Origin of the sequence: Seonamhaeicola algicola, from assembly GCF_007997385.1 — a bacterium.
Classification (GTDB): domain Bacteria; phylum Bacteroidota; class Bacteroidia; order Flavobacteriales; family Flavobacteriaceae; genus Seonamhaeicola; species Seonamhaeicola algicola.
The window spans coordinates 418,708-443,314 of the sequence record NZ_VOSC01000019.1 but is presented as its reverse complement, the minus strand read 5'-3'; the positions used below and the strand labels follow the sequence as shown (position 1 = coordinate 443,314).

Sequence of the window (24,607 nt, the reverse complement as noted above, 5' to 3'; positions counted from 1 at the left end):
TTTTCAAAAAATGCGTGTGTTAATTGCTGCTATTTTATTTCTTTAGCCTAAAATTTAATGTTATGAAACTAGATATTTTAGCCATTGGCGCACACCCAGATGATGTAGAGTTAGGTTGTGGTGCCACCATAGCTAAAGAAATTGCTAACGGAAAAAAAGTTGGTATTATAGATTTAACCCAAGGCGAATTAGGTACGCGCGGTACAGCGCAAACTAGAGCTCATGAAGCTGAAGATGCTAAAAACATTTTAGGTGTAGCTGTGAGAGAAAATTTGAAATTTGCCGATGGCTTTTTTATTAATGATAAACAACACCAATTAGATATTATTAAAATAATACGAAAGTACCAACCCAATGTGGTTTTGTGTAATGCTATTGATGATAGGCACATAGACCATGGGAGAGGAAGTAAATTAGTAAGTGATGCCTGTTTTTTAAGCGGATTAATAAAAATTGAAACAGAAGTTAATGGCGTTTTGCAAAAACAATGGCGCCCAAAACATGTTTACCATTATATACAATGGAAACATATTGAACCCGATTTTGTTGTTGATGTAACAGGTTTTATTGATAAAAAAATGGAAGCCGTTTTAGCTTATAAAACACAGTTTTTTGATGCTAAAAGTAAAGAACCAGAAACACCTATTTCTAGTAAAAACTTTACAGATAGTGTTAAATATAGAGCCAGAGATTTAGGCCGATTAATTGGTGTTGAGTACGGTGAAGGTTTTACAACTGAACGTTATGTAGCGGTTAATAGTTTATTCGATTTAAAATAATTTAAAATATTTTATTTAAAATATTAAAAAACGTTTTGTAGTAAAAGTGAAATGAATTACATTTGCACTCGCATTACAAAAATGCTTTTTAACACGGTGGTTGTAGCTCAGTTGGTTAGAGCGCCTGATTGTGGTTCAGGAGGTCGTCGGTTCGAGACCGATCTTCCACCCAAAATAAAAGCCTCTCCTTTTTTGGAGGGGCTTCTTTTGTTTACAGATGTTTTAAATTTATAATTTAAAAGTTAAAGTTCTTTTTTTGTTTTCTTATCTAGCTTAATACGTTCTTCTCTATTAGCTAATTCCCATGCAGTATGAAAAATTAATTTGGCTCTTGTAGCTAAAAGGTCATATTCAATTTTATCGGGTGTATCTGTGGGTCTGTGATAATCGGCATGCGTACCATTAAAATAAAATATTACAGGAATATTATGTTTTGCAAAATTGTAATGATCTGATCTGTAGTAAAACCTGTTTGGGTCATTATCGGCATTATACGTATAATCAAACTTCATATTAAAGTATGTTTTATTTACTTCTTCAGAAATGTTATGAAGTTCTTTACTGAGTTTATCTGAACCTATTAAATATAGGTAATTAGGATTATTTTCATGCTTAGGGTCTATACGGCCCACCATATCTATGTTTAAATTTGCAATGGTGTTTTCTAAAGGGAAAATAGGAGCAAAATCAGTGTAATATCTAGAGCCAAACAAACCAATTTCTTCGGCAGTTACGTGTAAAAACAGAATAGAACGTTTAGGTGCATGTCCATTTTTTTCAGCTGTTTTAAATGCTTCAGCAATTTCTAATAACGCAACAGTACCCGAACCGTCATCATCTGCGCCGTTATTAATTTCACCATTTTTAGAAATCCCAATATGATCTAGATGCGCTGAAATTACTAAAACTTCATCAGGTTTTTCAGCACCTTTTATGTAGGCTACAACATTTTCTGATGGTTTCATGTTACTTCTAAAAAAAGTAGCTGTTATTTTTTGAAAATATTCACCGTTACCAATTGGAGATTCAATGTTATTAGCTATGTAATGGTTTTTTATAAATTCTATGGCTTTTTTTTGTCCAGGCTCTCCTGTTTTTCTTCCTTCAAATTCATCAGAAGCAAAGGTGTAAAGCATGTTTTTTAACTCTTCTGCAGTAATAGTTTTAGCATATTCTACAGGATTAGCTTCTTCGGTTTTTTTTTTGTTTTTTGATGAGCTACAGGCAGAAATTATAGTAGCAGCACATATTAGTAGTAATATTTTATGCATATGTTTTATTAAATAATTGCTATGATACAAAAATAGTAATAAGCTTTATTTTAATTAGATTTAATTTAACAGTTGGTTAGTTTCATCTAAAACTATTCTTTTCTCTTGGTTTGCTAATTGCCATGCTGTAGTAAATATTAGCTGTGTTCTTTTTTGAAGCACTTTGTAATTTATCTTGTCAGGTGTGTCAGAGTGTTTGTGGTAATCATCATGCTCTCCATTAAAATAAAAAATTACAGGTATGTTCTTTTTAGCAAAGTTATAGTGGTCAGATCTTCCGTAGTAGTTATTACTTTCACCAATAACATTGTATTTGTAGTCTAAATCTAAATTATAATAGCTATTGTTTACTTTTTCTGAAATATAGTGAAGTTCTTTACTTAATCTATCAGAGCCAATTAAATACACATAGTTTGTATTGGTTTTATGTTTGTTATCAACTCTACCAATCATATCAATATTTAAGTTTGCTACAGTATTTTTTAAAGGGAAAATAGGGTTTTCTATATAAAACTCTGAGCCTTTTTTACCTAACTCTTCTCCTGTAAAGTGTAAAAACAAAAGACTTCTTTTGGGGCCATTTCCTTCATTTTTAGCTTGTTTAAATGCTTGAGCCATTTCCATGAGTGCAACTGTGCCTGAGCCATCATCATCAGCACCATAATTTATGTTACCATTATTGTTTATGCCCAGGTGATCTAAATGAGCTGATAGTATAATGACTTCTTCTGGCATTTCATAACCTTCAATGTAGGCTAAAACATTATTTGAATCTTGTTTATTGTTTTCTAGAAAACTAGCGGGTACGGTTTGAAAATAGCTATTTATTTTAGGTATAGGTTTAATGTCTTGGGCTTTGTAGTATTTTTTTAAATAGAGTGCAGCTTTTTTATGTCCCTTGGTACCAGATTCTCTTCCTTGAAAAGAATCTGAAGCAATGGTGTAAAGATGTGTTTTTAGTTCTGTAGTAGTTATACTTTTAGCATATTTAATAGCGTTTACACTATCAACTAAAATAATACTATCTTTTAAGTTTTTAATTTTTGTTGTGTATTTAGGTGTTGCGCAGGTGCCAACAAACACAAATGCTGAGAGAATGCAAAAGGTTTTCATTTAATAAAAGACGCTTTGTTATTTGTATCAGTTTATGAAAACCGATAAAATTAATTGGTTGGGTTAAAGCTTAATTGGCTATATGTGAGCCAAATATACAAATAACATTGAATTAAGCGTGTATTATAACTCTATATCTTCTAATTCAGCTTCGTCAATTTCTAATTCTTCTAACTCTTCAATGGCATCTTCTTCAGATTTTGTTTCGGTAGCCTCAAGTTCTTCTGTATTAGCTACTTCTGTTTTTGTAAATACCACTTTGTATGTTGTTAATACTAGTGCTATAATGGTTAAAAAGAATGTAAATTGAATTATTTTTTTTATTTCGCCTGTTTTTTTTGAAAGATAAAATGCCAATAAGCCAAATACTAAAGCACAAACAGAAGGAATTATAGCTAATTTTGATACAGGTAAAACAGCAAGAATTACAGCTAAAACAGATGTTATTACGGCTAAAATTGTAAAAAGTTTTTTCATAATTATTTTAGTTTTTTAAGCCTGAAGCCGTTTTAATTTTAAGTTCGCCATTGCCCACGGGTATTTTAAATTTACCGTAAACCATAATTTTATTTTCATCGGCAGTTAACCACAACAGGTTGTTATTGCTTCCTTGTAAAACGTTTGACTGACTACCAATTGAAATTTTATGACACGTTTTTGTTCCAATATTTGTTGATAAAGTTTCTTTACCCAAGTAAGTAATGTAAGCTTTAGTTTCTTTTCTATCAAAAACTATGGTAACGGTTTTTTTTTGTCCTTTAGTCATGGCATCAAAATTTAATAATCTAAGACTGTAAATAGCCGATACAATATCTTTTGATCCTGCATTTATTTTAAAGGTTTTGTTTTCAACCTTATTATTTTTTTTAGTTTGAACAGATTTTATGGTGCCAGTTTTGTGGCTGTATGTGTACTTCATAGCCTTAAAATAATCGCCCTCATTTATATTGCGTTTGTACAAATAGGGTGTAAGTGTTTTAGGGCTTACGTAGCTTTCATATAAATCTCTTATTTTGAAAAAATTATCCCATTTACTGTAAGTAGCAGCAGTACATTTTAAACGTAATAATACAGCTTTTGAGGTTTGTACGCTACTAGTTTCTAAGGTAACTTCGGCAATGTCGTTTAGTAAGCCAGACATGTTGTAAGAGGCTGTATAAACAAGTTTTTCTCCGGCAGCAACGGCATTATTTTGCGCTTTTAAACTTGAAGTTAAAAATAAAAGCGAAATTGATAGAAGCAAAAAACGCATCATAAAAATTAGTTTATGGTTATAACGTATTGATAAACATTTATTGTGCCGAAAATACAATGCTTTATATTATTATGCTAATTTTTATTGTTAGGTATTTGTAACGTGTTGTTTGGCTGATAATTGTCATAGTTTCTGTAGGGTTTTAAAGTTAAATTTACTTGTAATTAAAAATTTAGAGTCATGAAATCTATACTTTTACCCACAGATTTTTCAAAAAATTCTATAAATGCTATTAATTATGCAACCGAATTATTTAAAGATGAAGTATGTAATTTTTATGTTTTAAATGTACAAAAAGCATCTTCATTTATATCTGATGATATGATGGTAGTTTCATCTACAACAACCGTGTATTCTACCATTATTAAAGCTGCAAAAAAATCTATTTCAAACATTATAACTAACATTGTTTCAACTAAAAAGAATGAAAAGCATACATTTCATGCCATTGTTGATTATGATAATTTTATTGACTCTATTAATCAAATTATAGAAAAATATCATTTAAATTTAATAGTAATGGGTACAAAAGGCGCTAGTGGTTTGCAACGTTTTTTGTTTGGTAGTAATACAGTAAGGGTAATGAAACAATGTACAACTCCGTTATTAGTTATACCTCAAAATTGTGAATTTAAAGCTCCCAAAAAAGTAAGTTTTTTAACAAACCATATTACATTATATAACGAAGACACTTTGGCGGCATTACAAGATGTTATTTTACAATATCAATCTAACTTAACAGTGTTGCATTTTACAGGAAATAAAAACTCAAAAGAATATAGGCATAATCAAACATTTTTTAATTTGTATTATAAAGAAGCAACTCATAAAACATTAAATGATTATGAAAGTTGTTTATTAACTGCAATTAAACAAAAGAAGCATTATAACGGATTTGATTTATTAGCAATTATTAAAAAAAATCATTCTTTTTTAGAATATTTACTTAATAATTTTACTGAAGAAGAAATAGCATATTCATGTAAATTTCCACTACTAATTATTACAAAAGAAGAGGTTTAAATAACTAATTTTGTAACATTTTTTATTTTTAAGCGTCGTATAAGTATCAATCAAAAAACAAAATATTATGCGACAAGATAATCAACTTATTGTATTAACGCACTTAAGCCAATTGGTATTGTTTGTAACGGGCTTTGGTAGTTTAATTGTACCTTTAATTTTATGGGCAACCCAAAAAGAACGTGTTTATCACATGGATAATCACGGAAAAAACATTATTAATTTTCAATTAAGTTTAATAGTGTATTTTATTGTTTGTATTCCTTTAATTTTATTTTTTGGATTAGGTCTTTTAGGATTTTTAATTTTAGGTATATTTTCATTTATTTTTCCAATAATAAATGCCATAAAAGCTAGTAATGGCGAAATTCCAAAATATCCTTTATCTCTTAATTTTATTAGTTAGTTTATTTAGTATGAGATAAATATAAAACGTCTGCATTTTTGTAGGCGTTTTTTTATTCAGAAAAAAATAAAGCAGTTACAGAAAATTATAACATGTTTTGTGTACATAAATAGTAAGTTTGCCTATTGGTAAATATGCGGCGCTATTTTATACACATATTATTTTTTTGTTTTGGCTTTTTATTGAAGGCTCAAAACCCTGTTTCGGTAAATATGTCTGCCGTATCACCATTGCCAGATGTTGAGTTTTATGATATTATTGAAGACCACCAACACTATATTTGGTTGGCTGCCGATAAAGGACTTTTTAGGTATAATGGTACTACTTATGAGCGTTTTAGTCATCCTGAACAAAAATCAAACTCCTTATTTCAACTAATTTTAGATAAAAAAAACCGATTGTGGTGTATTAACATTTACGGTCAAATATTTTATGTAGAAAACGATAAATTAAAACTGTTTTATGATGCTAGTAAATTGGTTAATGGGCAATTAGCACCTTATGAAATAAACAATGAGCACATTACATTATTTACTGTAACGGGCATTTATATTATTGATTTACAAACAAAAGAAGTTAACAAGCTGTTTGGTGGTATGTGCATAGGCAATTCTAAAATTAATGAGATTAATTATACGTTTGCCATAAGTTTTGAAAACAATTTGGAGCGCCACCGTATTTATAAGTTTAATAAAAAAAAATCAACCAAAATATTTGAAATAACCAGTTTAAAACGCATTCAATCACCAAAGTTATTTGCGTTTAATAATGTTGTATTCTTTACACACAAAAGCTTAAAGGGTAATGTTTTGTATGCAATTAATCCAAAAAACAATATTTTTACAAAGCTTAAAACACCAAAACAAATATATAATGAAACTATTTACGGGCTTTTAAATATTGAAAACAACTATTGGTTTTTAACCAGTTCTGGCGTGTTTATTTATGGTTTTGAAAATGAAATTTTCACCTTTAAAGAACAACTTTTTAAAACAGAATCTATTACCGATGTTCAAGTAGATTTTAATAAAAATTACTGGTTTACAACTTTAGATAATGGTGTGTTTGTATCTCCAAATTTAAATATCCGTCGTGTTGAATTATTAAACTTAGACTCTAAAATCACAGCTTCTGTTGCGTTACAAAACAATCAATTTGTTTTAGGAACCAATGATGGTAAACTACTGTTTTACAATCACAATCAGCTAATAAAAACACTGCAATTACCAGGAAAAAAAATCATCGGGAAACTTTTTTTTGATGCGCAAAACGATAAACTAATAGTTAGTATTAATGCATCAGAATCGTTTGTGGTTAATCCTAAAAATGACAAAATTTTAGACGTAAATAACCGATTTTCAGTTGCTAAAACCTTTTCAAAAATTGATAATAATACCATGTTTTATGGTAATTACCGTCAAGGTATTGTATATAAAAATCCGTTTAATAATCCTAAACAACAAATTCTTAAGGAAAGTCGTGTAAAAGCTTCGGTGGTTTCCAATAATCATTTATTTGTATCGTATATCGACGGACTTTATAAATACAATACGCAAACATTTAATGCAGAAGAAATCACGTTCAATGCTAAAAGTTTACTGGTTAATACATTAACTAAAACCAACGGAACAGTTTGGGTTGCAACCCAGCACAATGGATTATTGAAATACGAAAACAATACGCTAAAACCTTCAGGAATTAACCTTCCTGAAAACCTTCAAATTAACGCTATTCATGCTGATGGTTTGGTGCTTTGGATTTCAACCGATGCTGGATTATTTCAATATCATACAAAAACACATCAGCTTAAATTGTTAAGTGCGCAAGATGGTTTAAATACAGCGGTTAACGATTTTTTAATACTTAAAAATCAAATTATTGTAAGCTTGCCTAAAGCATTTTATGCGTTGCCAAAATCGGATGCGTTGTTCAAAGATTTTAAAACAGCCAAGGTTAGGGTAGAAGCTGTAAAAATTAACGACCGCGACACGTTAGTTGCAACCAATTACAAACTACCGCACCATTTAAATAAAATTGATATGTCGTTTAACTCAAACGGATTTCAATCTAACCAACACGTAAGCTACCAATACCGCGTTAAAGAGATAGATACAAGTTGGCAAAACATACCGCTAAACACACATTTTGTTACTTTTAATAGTTTGTCTAGCGGCACGTATACTTTTGAATTAAAAGCCCAAAATTTAAGTGCGAAAGAAGCTGTTTTTGCTGCACCTATAAGCTTTGTAATTACTAAACCATTTTGGGAAACCTATTGGTTTTATGGTTTAGTAATAGCAACAATAATAGGTTTAGTTTGGCTGTATTTTAGATGGCGATTACAACAAAAAGAAGCGCAGCGAATTGCTGAAGTTGATAAAATTTTAATCGATAAAAAAATAACAAACTTAAGGTTAGAAAATCTGCGCTCGCAAATGAATCCGCATTTCATTTTTAATGCCTTAAATTCTATTCAAGATTATATAATTTCAAACGAAAAGGAATTGGCAAGCTCGTATTTAGTGAAGTTTAGCCGATTAATCCGCATGTATTTAGATTACAGTCAGCAAAACGAAATTACTTTAGAGGAAGAATTAAATGCCTTAAAACTGTATTTAGAATTAGAAAAAGTGCGTTTTGAAGATGAATTGGAATATACAATTTCGGTTGATAATCAATTGAAAACAAAACAGATAAAAGTACCGTCGTTATTTATTCAACCGTATGTTGAAAATGCTTTAAAACACGGATTATTACACAAATTAAACGACCGAAAACTACATATTGAAGCGAAAATTATTCAGCAAAATAAATTAGAAATTACTGTTGAAGATAACGGAATTGGTCGCGCACAATCCGAAAAATTAAAACGACCAAACCAACAGCACAAACCCTTTGCAACAAAAGCTAATGAGGAACGTGTGCATCTTTATAAAAACAAATTAAAGCGTGATATAGCCATAACGACCAACGATTTGTATGACGAAAATGACGTTGCTGCAGGCACAAAAGTGGTCATCACCATGCCAATACATTAAGATATGAAAGCGATAATTATAGACGACGAAAAACGCGCCAGACATTTACTGTCAAACTTGCTAACCGAACATTGCGCAAGTATTACTAGCATTGAAGAAGCGCAAGATTTAGCATCTGGTGTCGATTTGATTAAAACCAGTAAACCAGATGTTGTTTTTTTAGATATTGAAATGCCAAATCAATCAGGATTAGATATTTTAGAATACTTCCCAAATCACATAGATTTTAAAATCATTTTCGTAACGGCATACAACCAATATGCGATTGAAGCTTTCAAACTGTCGGCTATAGATTATCTGTTAAAACCAGTGGACACAACCGAGTTAAAAGAAGCAGTAACAAAAGCTGAAGAAGCGATAAGAGCCAACAATTTAAACGACCAGTTAAACAAGTTACGCGACTCGTTAAAGCAACTCTCAATGGACAAAATTGCTTTAGAAATTCCTAAAGGCATCATGTTCGCATCGCATAATGATATCGTCTATTTTGAAGCCGATGGTATGTACACTAATGTACAACTTATAGATGGTAAACAAAAAACCATTTGTAAACCATTAAAGCACTTTGTAGAGCAATTGGAACACAACGCGATGTTTTTTAAATGTCATCGTTCGTATTTAATCAACTTAAAATATGTTGATGAATTGGTTAAAGACGATGGCGATTATTTGCTAATGAACAATCAAAAACGCATCCCAATTTCAAAATCTAAACGCGATCAGTTTCTTGAAGTGATTAAGGAAACGTTTATGTGATTTATTTGAAATTTCTGAAATTTCTTCAGAAAAAAAATCATCATTTTCAGAAAAAACCAAATTAAGAATAGTGCTTAAGTGCTTTATTTTGAAGTCTATTAAACACAATTCTTATGAAAAAAATAGTTCTATTATTCGTTTTGGCATTATGCTACAACGTCTCTCATGCGCAATTTGGTAAAATGCTAAAAAACAAAGCCAAAGCAGCAGTAGAGAAGAAGTTAGATAAAAAAGAAACGAGCAGTTCATCTTCAAAATCTGAAAACGCTTCAGGTATGGTTGGCAGTTCTTCAACTGAAAATTCATCAAAAACCGAATATACCGATGAAGAATTTAAAGCTGAATTAGCTAAAAAATATCCAAACGACCAAGCAAAGCAAGATTTATACTATCAAAAGTATCTTGAAAAAAAGCAACAAGAAGCCGACGCTAATAAGCCTAAATCTGCAAATGCAGTAAGTGATGAGTTTTTATACATGTCGTATCCGTTTGCGATGACAAAAGGCATGAGCGCAGTTGGTGTAGATCGTGTAAAATTAAGACGCCAAATGACAGACATGGGTGATAATGTAGATTTATTGCCTGCACAAGATCCAGATTATGCATGGTTACGCTTTTTAACAACACCAGAACTAGTAGCTATGTCACCAGAAGGATATATTGGTTACGAGTTGGTTTCAGGAATGTTTACAACCAAAGTAGGTGCAGACCGATCGCAAACTTTAGAGCTTGGTACAGGTATGCCAATTCTTGTAAGAGGCATATTAATTGCAGACGACGTATTTGTAATTTATGCCGCATCGCACCAAGGTGGACACGCATTTAATGTACCATCGTACATGCACGAAAACGATATTACTATTTTAAACGTGATTGGTAAAGGCAATCAACAATTTCATTTAGAGTGGTTAGAAAAAGCAAAGCCAATTGTAAAAGAATTTGAAGCCACGTTAAAAGCAAATTATGATGCTGCTGCAAAATCAACTATGGATGCTATAAAGATGCCAAAAGCAGGTAGCATGAATAGTAATGCTTCATTAGTGAGTTTTGCTAAAGAAAATGTGTCTAAAACCATTGCAAAAGATGGTGCAAAACTTCTAAAGATAAACATAGAATCTAATGATTGGAGTATTGTAAAAAACAAATACACAGGTCGTATTTTATACCGTTGGATAAAAGGTGCTTTCACAGAAAAAAATAAAAATAACGACTGCTATTTACAAGGCTTTTTAATCAAGCAACAGTATAATGGTAGTGGTTATGGCAGTTCACAATTTGGTGGTATTATTCACGGACAAATGCCTTACGGACAAAAAATGAATTGCGAATAACATTTATATATTATTTAGGTATGCTTAAAAGTCTGCTGTTTTACACACAGACTTTTTTGCGTTATAAAGCTGTTTTTTATCGAAATCATTCAGAAAGAAATTAGACCTATTCAGAAAAAAGCATATTAAAAACCTTAGGTGTTAGCCTTGTTTTGTAGCTGATTAATTTTAAAAATGCTCAACTACAATGAAAAAAACATTACTCTTATTTTACTTTTTAATAGCGACTGCATGCTATAGCATACATGCACAAAATGTAAACATTCCAGATTTTAACTTTAAAAATTATTTGTTAAATAATACAGCTATTAATACAAATTCTGATACAGAAATTTCGGTAGCTGAAGCGCAAGCTTTTACAGGAACAATATCCGCAACAAGTCTAGGAATTACAGATTTAACAGGAATTGAAGCTTTTGTAAATATAACTACATTAGAAGTATATTCAAATATACTTACATCGTTAGATGTTAGTAACAATACTAGTTTAACACGATTACATTGTGCAAACAACCAAATAACAACTATAGATGTTAGTGGTATTCCTACATTAAATCAAATTCATTGTCAAAATAATCAGTTGGTAGAATTAAATTTAGCTAATGGGAATAATGCTAATTTTTCGTATATGAAATCTTATGGAAATCCTAATTTAACATGTATTCAGCATGATGCTAGTTTTTCACCGCCTTTTACTAATGCAGGTCAATATGCTAATGGATGGACAAAAGATGCAAACTCTAGCTATTCTTCTAACTGTAATTATGGTCCTGTTTATGTAGATGCCAATGCTTCTGGAGCAAATAACGGAAGTTCTTGGGCTGATGCTTACACAACAATTAATGCTGCATTAACAAGTGCTAGTCCAAATAGTAAAATTTGGGTAGCTAAAGGTGTTTATAAGCCAACAGCTCAAAACACGCCATTAGAAATAAATGAAACTAGTATTGCTATTTATGGTGGTTTTGATGGTACTGAAACTCAACTATCAGATAGAGATTTATCTTTAATAAATACAACTAATGCAACTGTTATTACAGGTGATATGAACGGTGATGATATTGATGGTGATTTTGCATCTAATAAATCTGATAATGCCGATAGATTAATATTAGTAGATGCTACTAATATTACTATTGACGGTTTTATTTTAGAAAATATTTACGATACTTCAAGTAATGCTCATAATCAAGACAATGGTGTTATCTATTCAAAATACAGTGGAGCTTCAACTTGGATTGAAAACCTAAGCATAAAAAACTGTAGTTTTAAAAATAACTATAGTAACGATTTTTTAATAAAAGGAATTGGTTTAAAAGATAACTTCAAACTTTACAACGTAAGTTTTACAAACAATGTAAGTGTGGGGCAAAGTATTATTTTATTACATGCAGATCGTTTTAATGATATCTATGCAGACTTTTCTAATGTTCTGTTTGCTGATAACCAAACCAAGTTTTCTGTTATCAATGCATATAGAATTCCTGATGGCTCATTTACAAACTACAGAGACTTAGATTTAATAATAACTAATTCATCTTTTATTAATAATAATGTAGTAAACGTCAATAATACATCTTATGGTCAGGCTATTATCATGGGATCTGATAATACTTGGGGACATTTAGAGATAAATAACTCTATCTTCTTTGGTAATACATTAAATGGAACTTACGCAGACAGAGATATTTCTTATGGGACACAAGGTAATCATTATGAATTAGTAATTAATAATTCAATAACCCAAATTACAAACAACGGAGGCGCATCTGGAGCTTTTGCAGCACCATCATTTAATAATGTTCAAGATTTAGATCCAAACACTGTGTCTCTTAACTTGAGTTCTGATTATAAACCAACATCAAGCTCGTCTTACATTATAGACCAAGGAAATAATTCATTTTATGATACAGCTTTATTAGGTGATTTAGATTTATCAGGTAATGATAGGGTTTTTAACTCTACGATAGATTTAGGAGCTTACGAGTACAATTCTACATTAGGAATTGATGATGTATCTTTAAATACAAATTCAGTTTCAGTAAAACTATACCCTAACCCTGTAAGTGATAGATTATTTATAGAATCTACAGAACAAGTTGAAAGCGTAGCTATTTACAACATTAATGGTCAACTTTTAAAGCAAGCTATTGAAACTTCAAATGGTATAGATGTATCTAATTTAAACAAAGGTGTGTACATCATTCAAGTAAAAACTATTAAAAATGCTATTAATCAAAAGTTCCTTAGGGATTAAAGGAACTGGGTTGATATAACATCAACTCAATTTAGCGCTCAACTTGTTGGGCGCTTTTTTTTTACTTAATTAATTAAAGATTTGTTTAATTTGATAGTTTTTAAAACAAATGGAGGTAATAAAAAAGCGCTTAAAAAATAAGCGCTTCTTTTTTTTTATGTTTTTAGTATAATAAAATTCTAGCTATTAAGCATTACAGGCATTACAAGCATGGTTACTTGCTCGCCTTCATCTAAGCCATCGGTTGGTGTTAAAATACCAGCTCTGTTTGGCATACTCATTTCTAATTGTACATCATCAGAGTTTAGGTTGTTTAACATTTCTGTTAAAAAACGTGAATTGAAACCAATTTGCATATCATCACCTTGGTAATCACATGTTAAACGTTCTTCGGCTTTATTACTATAATCAATATCTTCAGCAGAAATATTTAGTTCTGCACCAGCAATTTTTAAACGTATTTGATGTGTGGTTTTGTTAGAAAAAATGCTAACACGTTTTACAGAGTTTAAAAATTGATTTCTATCAATTGTTAGTTTATTTGGATTTTCTTTAGGTATAACAGCTTCGTAATTTGGATATTTACCATCAATTAAACGACAAATTAATACAGAGTTTTCAAAAGTAAATTTAGCGTTAGAGTCATTGTATTCAATAGTAACTTCATCTTCGCTAGCAGCTAAAATGCCTTTTAATAAATTTAAAGGTTTTTTTGGCATAATAAACTCTGCAACTTGGTTAGCTTTTACATCTTCACGTGTGTATTTTACTAATTTATGAGCATCGGTAGCTACAAAGGTTAAACCTTCGGTTGAAAATTGAAAAAATACACCGCTCATTACAGGGCGTAAATCGTCATTTCCTGCGGCAAAAATAGTTTTACTTATGGCTGTAGCTAAAATATCACCCGTAACTACTGTTTTGCTTGGATCTTCTAGAGCAACCGCTTTAGGAAATTCGTTACCATCAGCATAAGCTAAGGCATATTTACCGTGGTTAGAGCTAATTTCAACGGTGTTATTGTCTTCAATAACAAACGTTAATGGTTGCTCAGGAAATGTTTTAAGCGTATCAAGTAATAAACGTGCAGGAATTGCAACACTACCAGTGCTATCACTTTCTACATCTAAGGTAGAAGCCATTGTGGTTTCTAAATCACTTGCAGAAACGGTAAGTGTATTATTATCTAATTCAAATAAAAAATTATCTAAAATAGGTAAGGTGTTAGAGTTGTTTATAACGCCTCCTAAAACCTGCAATTGTTTTAATAAATAGGTGCTTGATACTATAAATTTCATTTGTAAATGTTATTTATTTTTATGTTGAAAGATGCAACTTTTTTTATTGTGAAAAGTTGATTTATATTAAGCTAATAAGCTACATACAAATATATTCTATACTTATAAATAACCGAAACAAACTTATTAACATTTAAGATGCGTATTTTTTCTTTCTTATGAAATTAAAAATAATTCCAAATAAAGCTAATAATACTAGTGGTAGCGCTATGTTTAAGAGTTGCCACTTGGTTTTTTCTTGAGCTATTTTTTCTTGATTTAAGAAGGCAACTGCCAATTCTTTTGAACGAATGTTTATAAGTCCGTTCTCGTCTAATAAATAATTTACAGCATTTAATAAAAACTCTTTGTTGCCAACTTCTTGGTTACTAGAGCGGTCAAAACTTAAATCTGTAGGCCCATTTCTATCTATATTATTTTTAATAACATCACCATCGGCAACAACAATCATTTTAGTTGGCGTACTTTGGTTTTTAGTGTTTTTTAGTTTAATGGGCTTAACTAAATTATTGTAGGCCGAAGTAAATTTACCTTCTAAAAGTACTGCTAATGTTTGGTGACCTTTATTGTACAATTGGGTTTTAGGCTCTTGGGTGGCCTGTTCTAAATTGATTTCTCTGGGCACACCTTCAAGCTTTGTTAGGTTTGAACTTCGTAATAAAATAGTTTTTTCAATATTGTTTTTTAGGGTATCAATTTGGTTAGCAAAATCAAATTTCACTAAGTTTAAATTGTTGGTAATTGGGTGATTAGGATTGCCAGATGCTAGTGGCGCATAAGGCCATTTTAAGCGCATAAGTCTGGTGTCATTATCATTACCTGTGGCTAACATAATAGGGGCAGAGTAGAGGTCTGCAATAATGCTTGGGTTAATTCTAACACCGTATTTAAAAAAGAAATCGGTTAAGTTTAAATCTCTTGCTACGGCATAGTTTTTACCAGCATCATTGTATAAACTATCTTTTTCAATAGCAACAGCATCAATAAGCCATAAGCTTTTACCTCCGTTCATGGTAAATTGGTCTAAAATCAATTTTTCTTCTTCGGTAAATGCTTCGGTAGGTTTAGCCGAAATAATCAAATCGAAAGTATTTAAATCATCACCTGTTTTTTGAGCATTTGTAGCTACGCTATCTAAAGTAAAAGGCGCTATGTAATAATAGTCTTTTAATTTTTTTATAAAGCTAGCAATATTGGCATCGTTTAGTTGGTTGTTGCCTTTTAAAATGGCAATTTTTTTACGTTTAGGGTTAACTAATTTGCTAAAACCATCGGCAAAGGCATATTCTAAATGCTGAACAGAGTTTGAAACCAGTTCTTGTTGGTTGGCTCCAATTTTGTTTTTAACTAGCGGAATAGCCACCGTTTGCTCATTAAAACTAGCCAAAGCCCAAGGGAAAATAATGGCTTGTGATGCTTTGCCGCTTTCGGTTACACTAAGCTGCATAGGTGTTAAGCCTCGTGCATTTAAAAGCTCAATGTTTTTATTTTTTGTTGAAGTATCTTCAATAGGATTTATAAAATTAAAAACAATATTATCATTAACGTTGGCAAACTCTTCAAGCAGTTGTTTGGTTTCAGTTTGAAGACGTCTAAATTCCGAAGGAAAATCATCACCTTCTAAAAACACATCAATAATTATGGGTGATTGTATGTTTTTTATAACATTAACTGCTGCTTCATTAAGTGTGTAACGTTTGTCTTTAGTTAAATCAAAACGGGCGTGGGCTTTTGCCAAAACAACGTTAATAAGCAATAAGGCAACTGGTATAATTAGAAGTTTACCCCATGTTTTTTGTGGTAATTTTTCATTTTTAATACCGTATACTGTTAGTGTAATAAATAGAGTGGTTATGCTTAAAAAGTATAAAATATCGGCCGTATCAATAACACCACGGCTCATACTTTTAAAGTGGTAACTCATACCTAGTTGCTCAATAAAATTACTAGCAGCAAAATCTGCTATACCTTCAAAACCTATATAAAAGAAAAAACATAAAAAAACCGATGCTATAAACGCCACAATTTGGTTTTGCGAGAGTGTAGAGCCAAAAACGCCAATGGCTGTATAAGCTGCTACTAAAAACAGCAAACCAAAATAAGAGCCCCAAGTGCTTCCCATATCTAAATTACCAACAGGTTTACCTAATTGGTAAACTGTGTAAACATATAAAAGTGTTGGTAATAGTGCTATTAGTATTAAAATAAAAGCGCCTAAATATTTACCTAAAACTATATTTAATTGGCTAATGGGTTTTGTTAAAAGTAGCTCTAACGTGCCTTGTTTTTTTTCATCGGAAAAGCTGCGCATGGTTACAGCCGGAATTAAAAAAATAAGAATCCATGGGGCTAAAAGGAAAAAAGACGATAAATCGGCAAAGCCATAGTCTAAAACATTAAAATCACCTTTAAAAAGCCATAAAAACAGCCCGTTTAATATTAAAAAAATAGCAATTACTAAATAGCCAATGGGCGATGCGAAAAATGAGTTTATTTCTTTTTTAAGTATGGCTAACATTTAATAGAGTTTGTTATATGGTTTAAAAGTTGAAAGTTTCAAAAGTAATAGTTTTATTGTATTTATTAAGCTATTCAACTTTAATACAGTTTACTTTTTTTATTTAAGTGATGCTAGTTTATGCACACTCCAAGCTTCGGGTTTTATGTTAAATAGTACTTTGGTTTTGTTCCAAATTTTGATGAATGTTTCAGAATTTCGGTAACGTTCTAAAGCCATTTCATCATCCCAATAACTGTAAGTAAAAAATAGTGTTGGGTTGTTTTTATCTTGGTAAAGCTCTAAAAAGTTACAACCTTCAAAATTTCTAATGGTGGTTTTATCGGTTTCAAAATTAGTTAAAAAAGTATCAATATGTTTTTCATCAAATCCTAATTTAACAATTCTAACCAGCATAATTTATTTGCTTAAAAATTTAACACTTACAGTATCCATAACACTTAAGCCCATTAAAGTACTAGCGCTACCAACGGTGGCTGTATTACTTTTATAAACTGCAATTTCTAAAAAATTACCCGAATTAAAAACCACTAAGCCTTTACCTTCATCATGCCGTTTGTCTTCGGGTATTTCAAAATTCACAATATCACTGTATTTATTGTAAATGGTTTTAAAGGTATAATTTCGAGCCATAATTTCAAAAGCGCGTCCTTTTTGTATGGTTTCAAAAAAACTTTGTTTAATATTGGTAATTACATTACCGTAATTATCAATGTAAATAACACTACCAATAATTTGTGTTTTATCATCATTAACATAGGGCACAATATTTTTAATAGGTTTAATTTGGTCTATGGTTTTACCAATAACCTCTAAAGTACCGCCACGAGCAATATGGCAGGCTACTTTAACAAATACATCAAGCACCGGAAAACTTGTTTGTATTTTATCGTGTATGTTAATTTCTACAATTTTTTCAGGCATAATTTCAGCACAAATCATACTCATAATACCATTATTGGCACAAATAAAGTAATGGCCATCTAGTTTTAAGGCAATATGCTTGTTTTCTTGGTTAAGTTCAGAGTCTATACCAATAATATGTATGGTACCTTTGGGGAAACTGCTATATGCATTTTGTATTATATAAGCAGCTTCGGGTATATTAAACGGTGATACATTGTGTGAGATATCAACAATAGTAACATCAGGTAATTCACTGTAAATAGCACCTTTAGTTGCGCCAGCAAAGTGATCTTTCTCGCCAAAATCAGTTGTTAAAGTAATAAGAGGCATTGCCAAAATTGTTGATATGTTTTTAACCTACAGTCACTCAATTTTATGTATTTTTGAGTGTTTCAAAAGTACATGAATTTTTTCATTTTAGAAATTCTGTAAAAACCCAATTGAAAAAATTTATGCACAAAAAAATAGGTTGCTGTAGTTAAACTAAATTTTGTAATTTGTAGTAGTAAAAATTAGTTACAGCAAACAGTAGTAGCTAAAACACAACATATAATTTAAAACAAGAAATAAAAATAATTTAAGCTTTTGAACGAAATAATTATTGAACTTGAAGAGATCACTCCAAAAGAATTTTTTGGAGCGCAAAATGCCAACATAGAACTTTTAAAAAAGTACTTTCCAAAATTAAAAATAGTAGCAAGAGGCAACAAAATAAAAGCCTTTGGCGATGAAGAACTACTAGAAGAGTTTGACCGCCGTATAACCATGCTACTAAAACATTACGCCAAATACAACAAACTAGACGAAAACGCCATAGAACGTGTTTTAACCAGTGTAAGTAGCGAAGATTACAACACCTCAAAACAAAGTGGCGAGGTTATAGTACATGGTGTTGGTGGCAAACTAATAAAAGCCCAAACGGCCAACCAGCGCAAACTAGTTGAAAGCATGCGTAAAAACGATATGGTATTTGCCATTGGGCCCGCAGGAACCGGTAAAACTTACACCGGTGTAGCATTAGCAGTACAAGCCCTAAAAAACAAAGAAGTAAAACGTATAATTTTAACCAGACCCGCTGTTGAAGCCGGCGAAAATTTAGGGTTTTTACCAGGCGATTTAAAAGAAAAGCTAGACCCATACATGCAACCACTTTACGATGCACTACGTGATATGATTGCCCCAGAAAAACTAGCACATTACATAGAAAACGGTACCATACAAATAGCGCCATTAGCCTTTATGCGCGGGCGCACGCTAGACAATGCATTTGTAATACTAGACGAAGGCCAAAACACCACACACGCCCAAATGAAAATGTTTTTAACCCGTATGGGTAAAAACGCAAAATTCCTTTTAACCGGAGATCCAGGGCAAATAGATTTACCGAGGCGCACCATATCAGGATTAAAAGAAGCCATGTTAATTCTAAAAAATGTAGAAGGCGTAGGCATGATATTTTTAGATGAAAAAGACGTTATCCGTCATAAACTAGTAAAAAAGATAATAGACGCCTACAAAAGCATAGAAAACAGAGGGTAAATACCTGCGCTAATAAATAAGCTTTAAAGTGAGTTACATACAGAAAGCACCATTAAAAAAATGCAATATGTTTACACAGCACTATTTAATTTTTTTTAGAAGCTATTTCCCGCTTTCCACTATATCTTTTTCTCGTACCTCAAAAAAGGATGCCGTTTCAATCGGGGCTAACCCCAAACCAAAAGAAAGTGTATTTTTGCAGCAAAAAGCATTTTTTTAAACAATAAAACAATAACATTGAGCGCCAATAGCCAAAACTAAAGGCAAAAACAAGAACAATGAGCAACACAATAATAAATACCAACTTTAACTTTCCGGGGCAAAAAAGCGTATACAAAGGCAAAGTAAGAGAAGTTTATAACATAAATAATAACCAATTGGTAATGATAGCTACAGATAGGCTTTCGGCCTTTGATGTAGTTATGCCAAAGGGCATACCATACAAAGGGCAAATACTAAACCAAATAGCTACAAAAATGATGGAAGCTACCCAAGATATAGTACCAAACTGGTTAGTTGCCACACCCGATCCTAACGTAGCCATTGGGCATTTATGCGAGCCTTTTAAAGTAGAAATGGTAATACGCGGTTACATGAGTGGGCATGCAGCACGCGAGTATAAAGCAGGTAAACGCATGCTTTGTGGCGTACCAATGCCCGAAGGTATGAAAGAAAACGATGCCTTCCCAGAGCCTATAATAACACCAGCAACCAAAGCTGAAATGGGAGACCATGACGAAGATATTTCTAGAGAGGACATTTTAGCAAAAGGAATAGTATCAGAAGAAGATTATGTAGTTTTAGAAGATTACACCCGTAAACTATTTAAACGCGGTACCGAAATTGCAGCACAACGCGGACTCATTTTAGTAGACACCAAATATGAATTTGGTAAAACTAAAGATGGCAAAATTGTACTAATTGATGAAATTCACACACCAGACTCATCGCGCTATTTTTATGCCAACGGTTATAAAGAACGTCAAGCCAAAGGCGAAGCCCAAAAGCAATTAAGTAAAGAGTTTGTGCGCCAATGGTTAATTAGTAATAGTTTTCAAGGCTTAGAAGGGCAAACCGTACCACATATGAGTGATGAATACATAACCTCAGTTTCTGAGCGTTATATTGAACTTTATGAAAACATTACGGGCGAAACCTTTGTGAAAGCAGACGTAAATAATATACAACAGCGTATTGAAGCCAACGTTTTAAAGTATTTAAAGTAACATTTTTATAATATAGCCTTAAATAAAAGACCTTGTAGTTTTACTGCAAGGTCTTTTTTATGTTTTTTGTTTTATAACTAGTTAGAGGCTAGTTGTAGTGGGGTAAAAAATTAATTCAGTTTTTAATTCTATTATTATACACTTTTAAACATTCTTTTTTAATTTTAATTCTTGGCATATGAATTCTGTTTCTTTCTCTAATTATTTTATTAATATAAATCAACTCTAAAGTTTCTAAGTCCACAAAAATTCTATATCCATGATTAGAATTTTTATCAGAAATATCAAAACTTAAATAGTAGGGCATAATCTCTTTAGAATGATTCCAAGACGCCAATAACGTTATTTTTTTATTTTTATATTGTTCAAAATAGTTACAAATACATTCGGGAAAAATAATTTCTTTATCCTTTATTAGTAATCTTTTTTTATCTAAGTTAAATTTAGATGGATTAAACTCTTTTGGCAGCCCTAGTATATTTCCTTTATCATCAATTTGTAGAATGCTGTCTTTGTGAAACAAGTTTGAATCTGCTATAAAAATAAATGATATTAAAATTAAAAGTGTTTTCATGTTTTTTTGTTTTACCACTAGTTAAAGGCTAGTTGTAGAGTGTATTAATTAACTTTTTTTTAAATCATTTACGAACTTTCTTATTTTAGTATTAAAAATATCATTGTCAAATTCATCTTCATCAAAAAATGTGAAATCAGCTGAATTAATATTTTTTAATTCAGTAATATTTTCCCAAATTTCTTCTCTTTTTTCAATAGGTCTTACATCTTCTTTTTTTAAGTTGAATAAAAAGTTATCAATGTGCATTGGGAAAAGTACTGTTTCCCATAGCATATCTTGTTTTAAACGAGCATTTAATAATTCAAACTGACAAGCTTCACTTTTTATTGAATTTTCAGACGTAATAAATAATAGTTTATCAAATTCAATTATTTTGTCTGACATTATTTCCCTTAATCTTTTTCCATTAGGGGCATCAATTTCCCATAAGAAAGTTTTAATTCCGAAAGCTTTCAAACTAGCATTAACTTTTTTTGCGAATTCACTATTTTTAAAACTGTAAGAAATAAATACACTGTAATATTGTATGCTTTTTACACTTAAACCTTTTTCAAGATATTCTACATTTTTAAAATCTTTAAATAATAATTTTAGTTTTTCTAAATTATCATTTTCATTAATCACATACCAACAAGCATACTCATTGCTCCATCTTACATCCTTTAACAATTTAACTATTTTTTTAATTTCATAATTATATTTAAAATCAATTCGAAGTGAATCTTTTCCTTTAAAAATAAAATGTGATATGTAAACTGGATTATAATTTAAGGCCATTTTTTTTAATGTAAGTCAACTGTCTCTTCTGCAAATAAGCTTGTAAACTTCGCCTTCATCAAGTCAATGCTCCCGCTTATTACTGGTCCAAGATACTCTCCAATTGATTCCGCAACTTGTCCGCCTGCTTCATCTGCTACCTTTGAACCTAACTTCTTAAATGCCCCTTTTAATACACCTTTCAATGAAGTGTCTGTCTCGGCACCAATATCTATAAATGCTTGTCTAATCTCGTCTTTAGATTCTTCAGGTAAATAGGACTCAAAAAGAGAAACAAAGGCGTTTGTCGTTAATCGAACAAGTTCGGCTGAAAATGAACCGTCAGTTATGTGGTTTATCTGTTTAAGTTTTGCTCTTAAATGGTCTATCAAGAAGGGATTATCAATTTCAATTCCAATTTTGTCATTATCCTTAAGGAAAATTGGGGTTTTGAGTATTTCTATTAATTCTTGGTCGAGTTCTACTTTACTTGTTAGCCTGAGTTTCGATTCATAAAGAAGATTTCTTGCCTTAGCTCTTGTTACCTTTAATTCTGAAACTATTTCATAGATTTCTGGATTCTTACTGAAAATACCTAGCTTTTTAAGCTTGATAAATAGTAGAATGTCAAAGTCTCTTTTTGAAATTGAACCGAATGCTGGATTCAGGTAGTCCATAAGCAATTCTTTAAACACTTTTTTTACATTTTCTGAATCAAGTTCATCGAGTCTATTTATTATTTCACTCATGTTTTTCAAATTAAAGTCAACCCCAAGCTATAAACCATTCCAAAAATCCAAAATCTCAGCATTCTTAAAATAATTTAAACCCAACAAGTAATGTTATTTAGGTTTTAAAATTACTAAAACAAAGCAAGTATTACATGTAAAGAAAGAAAAGTTTTAAACAAAATTGTTGTTACTAGCTGCAAATTTAGTTTTCTTATTTTTGAACAATTTTAAAAACTAAATACAATGAATGTTCTAGGAATAGATATTGGTGGCTCTGGTATGAAAGGCGGTATTGTAAACACCATAACAGGCGAAATGCTTACTGAACGCTACAGAATACCCACACCAAAATCTAAAAAGCCAGCAGATATGGCCAAGGTGTTTCATGATATTGTTGCTCATTTTAACTATAGTGGCCCTGTGGGTGTTGGGTTTCCGTCTATAATAAAACACGGGGTTTGTATGGCTCCTGGTAATTTACATAAAAGTTGGGTTGGCACAAACGCACAAACACTTTTTACAAACGCTTGTGGTTTGCCTGTTAAAGTTATTAATGATGCTGATGCTGCTGGGTATGCCGTTATTAATTACGGTATTGGTAAAGGCAAACAAGGCTTGGTTTTAATTATAACTATTGGTACTGGTTTGGGTAGTGGCGCTTTTTTTAATGGCGAATTGTTACCAAATTTTGAACTTGGGCAAATACCTTATAAAAAGTATAAAAAAATAGAAACATACGCATCAAACACGGCTAAAGAAATTAATAATTTAAGTTTTAAACGCTGGGGGAAACGTTTTAATAATTTTTTACAATTAGTTGAAACCATTACCTGCCCCGATGTAATTATTTTAGGTGGCGGAAGCGCAAAAGATTTTGATAAATACCAAAAGCAAATTAAAATACAAACACCTGTAATACCTGCAGAATTGGGTAATTATGCTGGTATAATTGGTGCCGCAGCAGCAGCTTTACATGAAGCGCCTAAATATTAATTTTTTTAAATAAGGTTTATTAATAATTATAATTTACAATTCTATTGTTTAATGCTTGTTCATTACGGTAGTTATTTACAGGCATATTGTTTTTTAGTTTTAAAACCTCTTCAACAGATAAAATTATGGGGTGTTTGAATACCACCCAATTTACATTCTCGGTGCAAGGTGGTGTGGTTAATGAGCCACCATAGGTGTAATATTCATTTGAGTGTTTAAATAAATCTTTTAAATCTAATTGTTGATGGATGTTTTTGGTTTCGCCATTTTTTAGCGGTAAAAAGCTTTCTAAAAATTCAAATAGTTGACTTTCATCACCTTCTTCACCTAAAATACCAAGCACTGTTATTTGTCCGGTTTTGTTAACGTGTACTAAATGAATTTCAATAGGATACATAACACCGTTAATTTTATGTTCTGAGGGTTCATGAAAATGAATTTGTTTTAAATAATAGATATCGTTTTTGTAATGAATAGAATCTCCTGCTTCAAAATTAAACTGAACGGAATGCCCGTTATTTTCAACTTTTTCAATGTAAGTTGTTGGTGAGTAATGTATTTTTAAATCGGAAATACCATGAACAGCATCTGCTTGTTTATGAATAATGTTTATGGGCGATTGGTGGTTGCCATCACAATCTGAATTTTTCTCAATATCTGCCCAATGTATGGGTGCTGTTTCACCAGCATAACTCCAGTGTTTTTCATGGTTGTGTTTTGCGGTAGTTTGGTCTTTTTTATTATTACAAGCAGTTATTTGTAATAAGGTGATAACTACTAAGGTTTTTATAATAGTTTTCATTTAGATTGATTTTTTTTGAGGTTAAAATGTAC

At 31.2% G+C, this 24,607-nt stretch carries 22 protein-coding genes and 1 tRNA gene; 11 read left to right on the top strand and 12 right to left on the bottom strand.

Annotated features, from left to right (window positions below):
- Window positions 1-62: 62 nt before the first annotated feature.
- Both bshB1 and FUA26_RS07345 read left to right on the top strand, forming a co-directional pair.
- The gene (gene bshB1, locus FUA26_RS07350; protein WP_147133745.1) at window positions 63-779 is read left to right on the top strand and encodes a bacillithiol biosynthesis deacetylase BshB1; all 717 of its coding nucleotides are present in this window, start codon (window positions 63-65) and stop codon (window positions 777-779) included.
- A 95-nt stretch (window positions 780-874) separates the two neighbouring features.
- Window positions 875-950: transfer RNA gene (locus tag FUA26_RS07345), tRNA-His, on the top strand.
- Window positions 951-1,021: 71 nt separating this feature from the next.
- On the opposite strand, the gene FUA26_RS07340 is transcribed toward FUA26_RS07345, so the two are convergent.
- The 4 genes from FUA26_RS07340 to FUA26_RS07325 form a co-directional block, all read right to left on the bottom strand.
- Window positions 1,022-2,050 (bottom strand): M28 family metallopeptidase, encoded by a 1,029-nt coding sequence (locus FUA26_RS07340; protein WP_147133742.1) that lies wholly within the window; start codon window positions 2,048-2,050, stop codon window positions 1,022-1,024.
- A gap of 60 nt (window positions 2,051-2,110) precedes the next feature.
- A complete protein-coding gene (locus FUA26_RS07335; protein WP_147133739.1) occupies window positions 2,111-3,163 on the bottom strand; it encodes a M28 family peptidase in 1,053 nt (350 codons plus the stop codon).
- 123 nt (window positions 3,164-3,286) lie between these two features.
- Window positions 3,287-3,640, bottom strand: coding sequence for an FUSC family protein (locus tag FUA26_RS07330; RefSeq protein ID WP_147133736.1), 354 nt, complete (start codon window positions 3,638-3,640; stop codon window positions 3,287-3,289).
- A 7-nt stretch (window positions 3,641-3,647) separates the two neighbouring features.
- Window positions 3,648-4,418, bottom strand: coding sequence for a DUF3108 domain-containing protein (locus FUA26_RS07325; protein WP_147133733.1), 771 nt, complete (start codon window positions 4,416-4,418; stop codon window positions 3,648-3,650).
- A 180-nt stretch (window positions 4,419-4,598) separates the two neighbouring features.
- On the opposite strand from FUA26_RS07325, the gene FUA26_RS07320 reads away from it, so the two are divergent.
- The 6 genes from FUA26_RS07320 to FUA26_RS07295 all read left to right on the top strand — a co-directional run bounded on the left by FUA26_RS07320 (window position 4,599) and on the right by FUA26_RS07295 (window position 13,229).
- Complete coding sequence (locus tag FUA26_RS07320; protein ID WP_147133730.1) at window positions 4,599-5,441, top strand: universal stress protein; 843 nt, start codon at window positions 4,599-4,601, stop codon at window positions 5,439-5,441.
- Between the two features lie 67 nt (window positions 5,442-5,508).
- On the top strand, window positions 5,509-5,847 hold the full coding sequence (locus FUA26_RS07315; RefSeq protein ID WP_147133727.1) for a DUF4870 domain-containing protein: 339 nt from the start codon (window positions 5,509-5,511) through the stop codon (window positions 5,845-5,847).
- Window positions 5,848-6,059: 212 nt separating this feature from the next.
- The gene (locus FUA26_RS07310; RefSeq protein ID WP_246109098.1) at window positions 6,060-8,885 is read left to right on the top strand and encodes a sensor histidine kinase; all 2,826 of its coding nucleotides are present in this window, start codon (window positions 6,060-6,062) and stop codon (window positions 8,883-8,885) included.
- Between the two features lie 3 nt (window positions 8,886-8,888).
- Window positions 8,889-9,641: a LytR/AlgR family response regulator transcription factor gene (locus FUA26_RS07305; RefSeq protein ID WP_147133721.1), complete on the top strand. Its 753-nt coding sequence runs from the start codon at window positions 8,889-8,891 to the stop codon at window positions 9,639-9,641.
- Window positions 9,642-9,754: 113 nt separating this feature from the next.
- The gene (locus tag FUA26_RS07300; protein ID WP_147133718.1) at window positions 9,755-10,972 is read left to right on the top strand and encodes a hypothetical protein; all 1,218 of its coding nucleotides are present in this window, start codon (window positions 9,755-9,757) and stop codon (window positions 10,970-10,972) included.
- Between the two features lie 187 nt (window positions 10,973-11,159).
- A complete protein-coding gene (locus FUA26_RS07295) occupies window positions 11,160-13,229 on the top strand; it encodes a T9SS type A sorting domain-containing protein (RefSeq protein ID WP_147133715.1) in 2,070 nt (689 codons plus the stop codon).
- A 179-nt stretch (window positions 13,230-13,408) separates the two neighbouring features.
- On the opposite strand, the gene dnaN is transcribed toward FUA26_RS07295, so the two are convergent.
- The 4 genes from dnaN to FUA26_RS07275 all read right to left on the bottom strand — a co-directional run bounded on the left by dnaN (window position 13,409) and on the right by FUA26_RS07275 (window position 18,281).
- Window positions 13,409-14,527, bottom strand: a complete 1,119-nt coding sequence (gene dnaN / locus FUA26_RS07290) for a DNA polymerase III subunit beta (RefSeq protein ID WP_147133712.1) — start codon at window positions 14,525-14,527, stop codon at window positions 13,409-13,411.
- A gap of 133 nt (window positions 14,528-14,660) precedes the next feature.
- Window positions 14,661-17,045, bottom strand: a complete 2,385-nt coding sequence (gene gldG, locus FUA26_RS07285) for a gliding motility-associated ABC transporter substrate-binding protein GldG (RefSeq protein WP_147133709.1) — start codon at window positions 17,043-17,045, stop codon at window positions 14,661-14,663.
- A 99-nt stretch (window positions 17,046-17,144) separates the two neighbouring features.
- Window positions 17,145-17,441 (bottom strand): putative quinol monooxygenase, encoded by a 297-nt coding sequence (locus tag FUA26_RS07280; protein ID WP_147133706.1) that lies wholly within the window; start codon window positions 17,439-17,441, stop codon window positions 17,145-17,147.
- Window positions 17,442-17,444: 3 nt separating this feature from the next.
- Window positions 17,445-18,281, bottom strand: a complete 837-nt coding sequence (locus tag FUA26_RS07275) for an SAM hydrolase/SAM-dependent halogenase family protein (RefSeq protein WP_147133703.1) — start codon at window positions 18,279-18,281, stop codon at window positions 17,445-17,447.
- Between the two features lie 255 nt (window positions 18,282-18,536).
- Between FUA26_RS07275 and FUA26_RS07270 the strand changes: the two genes are divergently transcribed.
- Both FUA26_RS07270 and FUA26_RS07265 read left to right on the top strand, forming a co-directional pair.
- Window positions 18,537-19,490, top strand: a complete 954-nt coding sequence (locus FUA26_RS07270; RefSeq protein ID WP_147133700.1) for a PhoH family protein — start codon at window positions 18,537-18,539, stop codon at window positions 19,488-19,490.
- A gap of 278 nt (window positions 19,491-19,768) precedes the next feature.
- Window positions 19,769-20,716, top strand: a complete 948-nt coding sequence (locus FUA26_RS07265; RefSeq protein WP_147133697.1) for a phosphoribosylaminoimidazolesuccinocarboxamide synthase — start codon at window positions 19,769-19,771, stop codon at window positions 20,714-20,716.
- A 115-nt stretch (window positions 20,717-20,831) separates the two neighbouring features.
- Here the strand turns inward: FUA26_RS07265 and FUA26_RS07260 are convergent, their stop codons facing one another.
- The 3 genes from FUA26_RS07260 to FUA26_RS07250 are packed head-to-tail and all read right to left on the bottom strand — an operon-like array spanning window position 20,832 to window position 22,798.
- The gene (locus FUA26_RS07260; protein WP_147133694.1) at window positions 20,832-21,290 is read right to left on the bottom strand and encodes a hypothetical protein; all 459 of its coding nucleotides are present in this window, start codon (window positions 21,288-21,290) and stop codon (window positions 20,832-20,834) included.
- A gap of 48 nt (window positions 21,291-21,338) precedes the next feature.
- Window positions 21,339-22,070 carry a toll/interleukin-1 receptor domain-containing protein gene (locus FUA26_RS07255; RefSeq protein ID WP_147133691.1) on the bottom strand — a complete coding sequence of 244 codons (732 nt, stop codon included), beginning with the start codon at window positions 22,068-22,070 and terminating at the stop codon, window positions 21,339-21,341.
- 5 nt (window positions 22,071-22,075) lie between these two features.
- Entirely contained in the window at window positions 22,076-22,798 is a 723-nt protein-coding gene (locus FUA26_RS07250; RefSeq protein WP_147133667.1) for a hypothetical protein, read from the bottom strand.
- Window positions 22,799-23,023: 225 nt separating this feature from the next.
- Here FUA26_RS07250 and ppgK point away from each other — a divergent pair, with 225 nt between their 5' ends.
- Window positions 23,024-23,773 (top strand): polyphosphate--glucose phosphotransferase, encoded by a 750-nt coding sequence (ppgK, locus tag FUA26_RS07245; RefSeq protein ID WP_147133664.1) that lies wholly within the window; start codon window positions 23,024-23,026, stop codon window positions 23,771-23,773.
- Between the two features lie 19 nt (window positions 23,774-23,792).
- Here the strand turns inward: ppgK and FUA26_RS07240 are convergent, their stop codons facing one another.
- Window positions 23,793-24,575 carry a carbonic anhydrase gene (locus FUA26_RS07240; RefSeq protein WP_147133661.1) on the bottom strand — a complete coding sequence of 261 codons (783 nt, stop codon included), beginning with the start codon at window positions 24,573-24,575 and terminating at the stop codon, window positions 23,793-23,795.
- Window positions 24,576-24,607: the final 32 nt, after the last annotated feature.